This is a genomic window from Nocardiopsis prasina DSM 43845, from assembly GCF_000341265.1.
Taxonomy (GTDB): domain Bacteria; phylum Actinomycetota; class Actinomycetes; order Streptosporangiales; family Streptosporangiaceae; genus Nocardiopsis; species Nocardiopsis prasina.
Genome location: NZ_ANAE01000205.1, coordinates 50,057 through 59,557, shown reverse-complemented (window position 1 = coordinate 59,557; position 9,501 = coordinate 50,057). Strand labels below are relative to the sequence as shown.

General features: G+C 71.1%; 7 protein-coding genes. 3 read left to right on the top strand and 4 right to left on the bottom strand.

Annotated elements, in window-relative coordinates:
* Positions 1-352 precede the first annotated feature (352 nt).
* Entirely contained in the window at positions 353-2,686 is a 2,334-nt protein-coding gene (gene pcrA, locus D452_RS0125105; protein ID WP_017546889.1) for a DNA helicase PcrA, read from the bottom strand.
* Between the two features lie 486 nt (positions 2,687-3,172).
* Between pcrA and D452_RS0125100 the strand changes: the two genes are divergently transcribed.
* Positions 3,173-4,102, top strand: coding sequence for a nucleoside hydrolase (locus D452_RS0125100; RefSeq protein ID WP_017546888.1), 930 nt, complete (start codon positions 3,173-3,175; stop codon positions 4,100-4,102).
* Positions 4,103-4,168: 66 nt separating this feature from the next.
* On the opposite strand, the gene D452_RS0125095 is transcribed toward D452_RS0125100, so the two are convergent.
* Positions 4,169-4,840, bottom strand: a complete 672-nt coding sequence (locus tag D452_RS0125095; RefSeq protein ID WP_017546887.1) for a response regulator — start codon at positions 4,838-4,840, stop codon at positions 4,169-4,171.
* Positions 4,841-5,040: 200 nt separating this feature from the next.
* Positions 5,041-6,246 carry an ATP-binding protein gene (locus D452_RS0125090; RefSeq protein WP_040694852.1) on the bottom strand — a complete coding sequence of 402 codons (1,206 nt, stop codon included), beginning with the start codon at positions 6,244-6,246 and terminating at the stop codon, positions 5,041-5,043.
* A 223-nt stretch (positions 6,247-6,469) separates the two neighbouring features.
* On the opposite strand from D452_RS0125090, the gene D452_RS28960 reads away from it, so the two are divergent.
* Positions 6,470-8,140 carry a PspC domain-containing protein gene (locus D452_RS28960; RefSeq protein WP_083927620.1) on the top strand — a complete coding sequence of 557 codons (1,671 nt, stop codon included), beginning with the start codon at positions 6,470-6,472 and terminating at the stop codon, positions 8,138-8,140.
* On the top strand, positions 8,121-8,345 hold the full coding sequence (locus D452_RS0125080; protein WP_017546885.1) for a hypothetical protein: 225 nt from the start codon (positions 8,121-8,123) through the stop codon (positions 8,343-8,345). Before D452_RS28960 ends, D452_RS0125080 begins: the two co-directional genes overlap by 20 nt.
* Before the next feature lie 249 nt (positions 8,346-8,594).
* On the opposite strand, the gene rsmA is transcribed toward D452_RS0125080, so the two are convergent.
* A complete protein-coding gene (gene rsmA / locus D452_RS0125075) occupies positions 8,595-9,479 on the bottom strand; it encodes a 16S rRNA (adenine(1518)-N(6)/adenine(1519)-N(6))-dimethyltransferase RsmA (RefSeq protein WP_017546884.1) in 885 nt (294 codons plus the stop codon).
* Between the last annotated feature and the right edge of the window lie 22 nt (positions 9,480-9,501).

Sequence of the window (9,501 nt, the reverse complement as noted above, 5' to 3'; positions counted from 1 at the left end):
CCGGGCTTTTGAAGCAACTCCCCGAGCTTACATGCTCCGAGCGACTGCTCGAACCGGTGTGTTTCGGAGGAGGTGGACCGGCCCGCCCGCAGATGAATCCGCGTTCGTCTCGCTCGGTCTTGACCAACTGTACCCCCGGGGTGGAGTGCTCGTGACAGGTTTCGAAGAACTCTCCGGTGTCCTGGCTTACACGGCCCGGAAACACCCCCGAAAGCTCCGAAAGCTCCCGTGGAACTCCGGTGCGCTCGGCAGCGACCGCACCTCCCCTGGGACCCGGGCACCCGCTACCGTGTCCCGGCCCCAGACCCGGCCCAGGCCCCCAGCTCCTGGAGGCCCCCAGCCAGACCAGGCCCTAAAGCTTCTCGATCGGGGCGTACTTAACCAGGAAGTCCTTCTCACCGATGTCGGCGCCGAAGTCGATCCTGGCCTTGGTCTTGTCCCCCGCACCGTCGACCAGCTGGACGCGGCCCATACCGAACGAGTCGTGGTTGACCAGGTCGCCCACACTCAGCGTGGGGGCCTCCTTGACGGCCTTCTTCTTCCCGCTGCCGAAGGGACTCGCGAAGCCACCACCGGAGCCACCGCCGAAGCCCCCACCCGACCGGCCGCCGATGGACCTGCTGGGCGGGGCGGCCAGGGTGGACTCGGCTCGGCGCCAGTCGACCAGAGCCGAGGGGATCTCGTCCAGGAACCGGGACGCCGGGTTGTAGGAGGGGGTTCCCCAGGCGCTGCGCACCGCCGCGCGGCTGACGTACAGCCGCTGCTCGGCACGCGTGATGCCCACGTAGGCCAGGCGCCGCTCCTCCTCCAGTTCGGTCTTGTCCCCCAGGGTGCGGGTGTGCGGGAAGACCCCGTCCTCCATGCCGGTGAGGAAGACCGCCGGGAACTCCAGTCCCTTGGCGGCGTGCAGGGTCATCAGGGTGACCACCCCGCCCTCGTCGTCCTCGTCGGGGATCTGGTCGGTGTCGGCGACCAGGGAGATGCGCTCCAGGAAGTCGACCAGGGTCGGTTCGCCCGGGTCGATGCCCTGGTTCTCCTCACCCTCCAGCTCCGCCTCGTCCTCGATGAGCGCGGCGAACGTGTGCTCGAACTCCCGGGCGACGTCGACGAACTCCTCCAGGTTCTCCACCCGGCTCTCGTCCTGGAGGTCCTTGGACTCCGCCAGCTCCGACAGGTAACCGGTCTTGCTGAGCACCGCCTCGACGATCTCCGCCGGGGTACTGCCCGGGACGACCTCGGCGAGTTCGTCCAGCAGTGCGGTGAAGTTGCGGATCGCCTTGGCCGAACGGGTCGCCAGGCCCGGTGCCTCGTCCACGCGGCGCAGCGCCTGCGAGAACGAGACGCGCTCGCGCGCGGCCAGCAACTCGACGGACTCCTCCGCGCGTGCTCCGATGCCTCGCTTGGGCACGTTGAGGATGCGGCGCATGCTGACCGTGTCCTCGGGGTTGGCCAGCACCCGCAGGTAGGCGAGGATGTCGCGGATCTCCTTGCGCTCGTAGAAGCGCACACCGCCGACGATCTTGTACGGCAGGCCGGTCCGGATGAACACGTCCTCGAACACACGGGACTGCGCGTTGGTCCGGTAGAACACGGCGACCTGGCTCGGCTTGACCACGCCCTCGTCGGTGAGCCGGTCGATCTCGCCGACCACGAAGGCCGCTTCCTCGTGCTCGTTGTCAGCGACGTACCCGGTGATCATCGGGCCCTCGCCCTGCTCGGACCACAGGTTCTTCGCCGGGCGGCCCTCGTTGCGGTCGATCACCGTGTTGGCCGCGGAGAGGATGTTCTGCGTGGAGCGGTAGTTCTGCTCCAGGAGGATGGTGCGCGCGTTCGGGAAGTCGCGCTCGAACTCCAGGATGTTGCGGATGGTCGCGCCCCGGAAGGCGTAGATCGACTGGTCCGCGTCGCCGACCACGCAGAGTTCGGCGGGCGGGACCACGCTGGTGTCGGAGCCCTCCGCCGCGCCGACGAGTTCGCGGATGAACGCGTACTGGGCGTGGTTGGTGTCCTGGTACTCGTCGACCATCACGTGCCGGAAACGGCGCCGGTAGTACTCGGCGACGTCCGGGAACATCTGGAACAGGTTGACCGTGATCATGATCAGGTCGTCGAAGTCCATGGCGCCCGCCTCGTGGAGGCGGCGCTGGTAGAGCTGGTAGGCCTCGGCGAGCTTCTTCTCCTGCTCGGTCTGGGCCTGCTCGGCGTGGGTGTCGTAGTCGACGAGCTCGTTCTTGAGGTTGGACACCTGGAAGCTGAAGGACTTGGGCGGGAACCGCTTGGGGTCCAGGTCCATCTCCTTGCAGACCAGCTGCATGAGGCGCTGGGAGTCCGCGGCGTCGTAGATGGTGAAGCTGCTCGGGTAGCCGAGCCGGTGCGCCTCCCTGCGCAGGATGCGCACGCACGCCGAGTGGAAGGTCATGGTCCACATGGTGTTGGCGGCGCGGGTGCCGAGGAGGGCCTGGATGCGCTCCTTCATCTCGGCGGCTGCCTTGTTGGTGAAGGTGATCGCGAGGATCTCCCCCGGGCGCACGCCGCGTTCGGCCATGAGGTGGGCGATGCGGTGGGTGAGGACACGGGTCTTGCCCGAGCCCGCGCCCGCCACGATCAGGAGCGGCGACCCGGCGTGGGTGACCGCGTCGCGCTGGGGACCGTTCAGACCTTCGAGAAGCTGTTCTTGGGAGGACACGCCTACCAGGTTACGGGCGACCAACGACGTGACCGTCCACCCGAGGTGGGGCCGCCCTCCCGGGGACCAACCCCTCTCCCCTTTCCTCCCCGACCCTCTCTCCTTCGCCATCTCCTCCCCCGCTCTCCCCGGCCTTTCTCTCCCCCACCTCCTCTGCCTTCCTTTTCCTCCCCGGCCTCCCTCCCCTCTTGCCTCCCCTCCCCCTCTTCTCCTTCCTCGTCTCCCCTCCGCCTCTTCCATCCCCCGCCCGCGTCATCCGTCGACGTCCGGTGTGGACGGCGGCTTACCCTGTTAGGGGCGTTTTCGGTGGATGTCGCCGGTCGCGCGCGTGCACACCACGCGACGACGCGGTGCGCCCGCCGCTCCTCCTGCGACGCGCGGCCGGGCTCAAGGCCATCGGACACGCCCCCAACACCAACCAGGTCCTTCGCCTGGCTGGTCCGTGTCCTGTTCTGGGGGAGATTGGTCTTGGCTGACCAGGAGTCCATGCGTGTGTTCGTCGACTGCGATCCGGGGATCGACGACGCCGTCGCGCTCGCCTACCTGGCCGCACGGCCGGAGGTGGAGATCGTCGGGATCGGCGCGGTGTTCGGCAACAACACGGTCGAGGTGACCGCGCTGAACGCCCTGCGCCTGCTCGACCTGTACGGACGCCCGGACGTGCCGGTGGCCGTGGGCGCCGGCCGCCCGCTGGTACAGGAGCCGAGTCTGGCCGGTCACGTGCACGGTGGGAACGGCCTGGGTGACGTGAAGCTCCCCGAACCCGCGCGCGAGCCGGTGCCGGAGTCCGCCGCCGAACTCCTCGTGCGCCTGGTGCGGGAGAACCCGGGCGAGATCGACGTGCTGGCCGTGGGCCCGCTGACCAACCTGGCGCTGGCGCTCGGCCTGGAGCCGCGCCTGCCGGAGCTGGTGCGGCGCCTCGTCGTGATGGGCGGCGCCGTGGAGGTGCCCGGGAACGTGTCCTCGCACGCCGAGGCCAACATCGCCAACGATCCCGAGGCCGCCGAGGCGGTGTTCGCGGCCGGGTTCGACCTGGACCTGATCGCGCTCGACATCACCATGCGGACGGTGGCGACCGGGGCCTGGCTGGACCGGCTCCGGGAGGTCCCTGGTGCGCGCGCCCAGAACACGTCCGCGTTCCTGGATTTCTACTCCGAGTTCTACCGGGGCATCTTCGGGGTGCGCCAGTGCGCGATGCACGACCCGCTGGCCGCGGCGGTGCTGGTGGACCCGCACCTGGTGACCGGGGCCTTCGAGGCTCCGGTGCGGGTGGAGCTCTCCGGCGGGCTGACCCGCGGGATGACCGTGGCCGACCGGAGACTGCGGCCGAGCGCGGACGAGCGCCGGACCGCGCGGGTGATCACCGAGGTGCGGGAGGACGAGTTCCTCGACCGCATGCTCGACTCCCTGCGCTGACGGGGGCCCGTCCGGGGAACACCGGCGAGCGGGGACCGCGCCCTTCGTGGCGCGTCCCCGCAGGGCTCAGACCAGGCGGCGAGCGGTGGCCCAGCGGCTGAGTTCGTGCCGGTTGGACAGCTGGAGCTTGCGCAGCACCGAGGACACGTGCGTCTCGACCGTCTTGACCGAGATGAACAGCTCCTTGGCGACCTCCTTGTACGCGTAGCCACGGGCGATGTGCCGCAGGACCTCGCGTTCGCGCTGGGTGAGGCGGTCCAGCTCGGGGTCGACCGGGGGCGCGTCGGTCGCGGAGAAGGCGTCGAGGACGAATCCGGCCAGCCGCGGTGAGAACACCGCGTCCCCGTCGGCGACCCGGACGATGGCGTTGGCCAGGTCCTTGCCGGAGATGGTCTTGGTGACGTAGCCGCGGGCGCCGCCGCGCACCACGCCGATGACGTCCTCGGCCGCGTCGGAGACCGACAGGGCGAGGAAGCGGATCTGGGGGTGCTTCGCCAGGACCCGCCGGAGCACCTCGACTCCCCCGCCGCCGGGCAGGTGCACGTCGAGGAGCACGAGGTCGGGCTGGGTCTCACCGATGACGTGCACCGCGCTGTCGACGTCCCCGGCCTCGCCGATGACGTTGACGGCGTCCCCGAGCTCCCCGCGCACCCCGCTGCGGAACAGCCGGTGGTCGTCCACGATCACGACGCGGGGGACCGCGTCTCCGTCACTGAAGTTCGTGCTCTCTTCTCCCACACCTGGACCCTATCCAGGGAAGTCACCCGGTAGGTAGTGGCCCGCGTCGCTCCGACCGCCCTCTGGCCCGAAGCGGCCACTCCCCGGACCACTGGTCGCCGGACGCATGGGCCCCTGGACTCATGCGTCTCCCCGCCCCACGGCCCCGGCCTCACAGGCCCCCGATCTCCCCGACCCGCCCGCCCCACGAGTCGCCGGGTTCACATGTCGGGGATACGCGGCATACGGAGTTGCACCTCGGTGCCCTCGCCCGGCTCGGTCCGGATGCGCGCGGTCCCGCCGTGGCGCTCCATGCGGCCGATGATGGACCCGCGCACACCCATCCTGTCCTCCGGGATGTCGTCGAGGTCGAACCCGGCGCCCCGGTCCCGCACGAACACCAGGACCTCACCTTCGTCCACCTCCCCGAACACGGAGATGCTGTCCGTCCCGGCGTACTTGGAGGCGTTGACCATGGCTTCGCGGGCGGCGCGGAGCATCGCGCTGATGCCGTCGTCGATGGGCGCGTCGCCGACGCACACCACCTCGATGGGCACGCCGTGTTCCTCCTCGACCTCGGCTGCCACCCGTTCCAGCCCGGGTGTGACGGTGGTCTCGGCGTCGGCGGGGCGCTGGTAGAGCCAGCTGCGCAGGGCGCGTTCCTGCACGCGGGCCAGGCGCTGCACCTCGCGGGGGTCGTCGGCGCGGCGCTGGATGAGGGTCAGCGTGTGCAGGACGGAGTCGTGGATGTGCGCGGCGAGTTCGGCGCGTTCGGCGTTGCGGATGCGCTCACGGCGTTCGGAGTCGCGCTCTCGGATGAGCCCGATGATCCAGGGAGCGACGATCAGCGCGATCCCGGTGATGAGGGTGAACGCGAAGGTGAGTCCGGCGCGGGCCTCCTGGAGCTGCTGTTGGAAGATCAGGAAGCCGATCACGCCGACCACCACCAGCAGGACACCGGCGGCGGTGCGCATGATGCTCTTGGGTCGCGTCCGGCTGACGGTGCTGTTCATCCACTCGTTGCGTTCGGCGGGGTTGGCCTGCTGCCACAGGATGGTGGCCCCGAGCGCACCGAAGATGACGAACCACAGAAGCGGGTCGAAGACTCCGCCGAAGATCAGGAAGAGGAATCCCAGCCCGGCCGCGAGGCCGACGTAGGCGACGAGCTGCGAGATGTCGCGGCCCTTGCGCCTGGCGTCCTCCGCCGGTTCGGGTCCGTCGCCGTCGGCCTCCTCCTTGGGTACGAGGAAGTAGAGGGCCACGTAGACGGCCACCCCGATGCCGCCGACAGCGAGCGCCATGAACGCGAGGCGGACCACGACCGGGTCCAGGCCCAGGTGCCGAGCCAGTCCCGAGGCGACGCCGCCGAGGAGTCTGCCGTCGACCGCGCGGGTGAGCCGCGGGGTCTCCACGGCCGTCGTTGGCACCGCCCGATCACCGCTTTCGTGTGTGGCGCGAGGCTCCTGGCGTGGCTCGCGCGTGGTTCTGGACGGTTCCAGCATGCCCTGTGTGACCCTCGTGGGACATCGGGGGCACGGCCCTGGTCCTGCCCTGGTGTTCTGGTCAGGGTGGGTTCAGGGTCGTCCCGGATTCCCTTCGCGACGTATCAGAGGTCACGATGGTTCCATGAGGAAAGTGTGGTGAGCGTCCATGTCTGACGGACAGTCGCCGGCCGGGGCGTCGGCGGGGGGCGGCCCCCTGGGCAACGGGGCCCTTGGGGACGGGGCCTTCGGGCACGGCTCCCCCGGGAGCGGTTCCGCCGGTTCCGCCGATCCCGCCGGGGCCACCGCGTCCGGACCTGCCGGGGCCACAGCTTCCGGTTCCGGGGCCACGGCCGCCGAGGGTGTCGCCACCGAGAACGAGGCCGCCGGTGGGGCGCCGGATCGGGCGACCGGCCCCGAACTGCGCCGAGACGACCAGCGGCAGGCCCTGGCCGGGGTGTGCGCCGGGCTGGGCGCCTACACGCGGGTGGACCCCGTGGTGTGGCGGGCCGCGTTCGTGCTGACCGCGTTCGCCGGTGGTGCGGGGCTGCTCCTGTACATCGCGGCGTGGATGCTCATGCGTGACTCGGAGGGCGGTCCGGCGACCTTCGAACAGATGCTGAACCGGAGCTTCCCGCCGCACGCGGTGCTGAAGCTGCTGACCGTCGGCCTCGCCGGGGCCACGGCGCTCAGCCTGGTGGGCGGGTTCGGCTGGGGAACGCTCGTGTTGGCGATCCCGCTGGTCCTGGGGTTGCTGACCGCGAGGAACCGGGGTGTGGACCTGCGGACCTCGTTGCTCGCGCTCCGCTCGGACCTGGCCACGCGCGAACCGCCGCCCACGGGTCCGGTGCCGCAACCGGTTCCCGCCTACTACAACCCGGCCCAGCCGTGGGCCTCGGCCCCGCAGGGCCCGGTGGACCTCGCGGTGGTCTCCGAGCGCACGTCGCTGGGCCCGGACGACGATGACGAGGAGGACGAGTACGAGGACGGCGACGACGGGGACGAGGCCGCCGGCGGCGGGGACGAGGCCGCCGGCGGCGGGGGAAGGAAGGAGGCGGACCGGCACGGCGGAGGCTGCCGTGGCGACGGATCCGGTCACGGAGGGAAGCCGCGTTCCTCACCGCTGGCCTCACACGCGCTGTGGACCGTGTTCGCCATGGCGATCGCGTGGGCGTTCACCGCTCCGCACCTGGGCCCGCCCGTGTCCGAGGCGAGCCCCACCCAACTGTTGTTGGGGCCGGACCTCGGTGTCTACTTCATGGCCGCCGTGGTGGCGGTGATCGGCGTGTACGCACTGGTCGGGGCCTGGGTGGGCAACCCTCGGGGGCTGGTGTTCCTGGGCTGCCTCGCCGTGCTGGGCGCGATGCTGGTGTCCTCGACCGACGTCACCAGGATGCGGATCGGTGACCGGGACTGGGCGCCGGCCACGGTCGCCGAGGCCGGGTCGGACGACCTGTGGCTGAACGTGGGGTCGGGGACGCTGGATCTGACGGGGCTGCCCACGGAACTCGACCCCGGTGAGTCGGTGGACGTGAGAGCGCGGGTGGACGTGGGCTCCCTGGTCCTGGTGATCCCCGAGGACGCCCGTATCAACCTGGTGTCGGAGGTCTGGGCCGGGGCGGTCGGTGTGGGGGACGCGGAGCCCGACGGCGACTTCGTGACCGGACTGGGCGTCACCCATGAGGAGACCTTCGAGCCGACGCGAGCGCCGGAGGGCTCCGGGCGCGCCGACGGAGCCAGGGAGGCCGGAAACGGACAGGACGGTGTGCCGGTGATCAACGTGCACGCCGAGAACAGGGCCGGAACAGTGGAGGTGCGGTATGACCAAGCGGAGAACTGACTGGGGTTCACTGCTCGCGGGACTGCTGTTCCTGGGGCTCGCGGTCGCGTTCGTCGTCCGGGGCAGCGGCGCGTGGGAACCGAACGTGCTGTGGCTGCTGCCGGTGCTGGCGGTGGGTCTGGGTGTGGCCGCGGTGGCGCGGGCCCTGTTCCGGTCCCGCCCTCGGGAGTCGGAGGAACTCCCTCCCCCGCCGGACCAGGGTTGATCCGCCGCCCCGGCGTCAGGATTAGGAAAGGGGCGTCCTCCTCGGAGGGCGCCCCTTCGTCGTGCGCGCCGATCGGGTGCCAGCGAGTTCCTGTCCGAAACCCACCCACCCGAAGCAGCCCATCGAACCGTCACCGTCCGCCGCTGACTCCCTGGCGGTGCTCCCGGACGCGCTCCGGGCGCCCACCGAACGCGGCGGCCGCTGCTCCCGGTGGTGCCCCTGCCCGCGCACCGGGCACAACTTCCGCCGCTACTCCGGGCGGTGCTCCGCGATCGCCGCGAACTCCTCGATGCCCAGGGACTCACCGCGCGCGCTCGGCTGGACCCCGGCGGCCCGGAGCGCCTCCTCAGCCGCGGGGGCCGATCCCGCCCACCCGGACAGGGCCGCGCGCAGGGTCTTGCGGCGCTGGGCGAAGGCGGCGTCGATGACCTTGAAGACCTCCCGGCGCGGCGCCTTCGTGCTGGGCTCGGGACGGCGGATCAGCTCCACCAGCCCGGAGTCGACGTTGGGCGCGGGCCAGAAGACGTTGCGGCCGACCGATCCGGCCCGGCGCGCGCTGGCGTACCAGGCGACCTTCGCGGAGGGCACCCCGTAGATGCGGCCGCCCGGGGTGGCGGTGATCCGGTCGGCGACCTCGGCCTGCACCATCACCAGGACCCGCTCCAGGCTGGGCAGGAGTTCGAGCAGGTGCAGCAGGACCGGCACGGAGACGTTGTAGGGCAGGTTGGCCACGAGCGCCGTGGGGGCGGGGCCGGGCAGTTCGGTGACGCGCATGGCGTCGCCGGGGACCACCGTGAGGCGGTCGGCGAGGTCGGGGGCGTGGTCGGCGACGGTGCCGGGCAGCGCCTCGGCCAGCCCCGGGTCGATCTCGATCGCGGTGACCTGCCTCACGTGCGGGAGCAGCGCGAGGGTGAGCGAGCCGAGTCCGGGCCCCACCTCGACGACCACGTCGTCGGCGCCGACGCCCGCGACACGGACGATGCGGCGGACGGTGCCGTGGTCGATGACGAAGTTCTGGCCCAGGGTCTTGGTGGGCCGGATACCGAACCGCTCGGCGAGGGCCCGCACGTCGGCGGGGGTGAGCAGGCGGGAACGGTCGGCGGGGTCGGGTTCGGGTGTCTGTGTCACCCACACATCTTGCCAGCCGCCGCCCACC

Coding starts and splice junctions, on each gene's coding strand:
- D452_RS28960 (WP_083927620.1), top strand. CDS start 6,470: ATGTCTGACGGACAGTCGCCGGCCGGGGCGTCGGCGGGGGGCGGCCCC.
- D452_RS0125100 (WP_017546888.1), top strand. CDS start 3,173: ATGCGTGTGTTCGTCGACTGCGATCCGGGGATCGACGACGCCGTCGCG.
- D452_RS0125080 (WP_017546885.1), top strand. CDS start 8,121: ATGACCAAGCGGAGAACTGACTGGGGTTCACTGCTCGCGGGACTGCTG.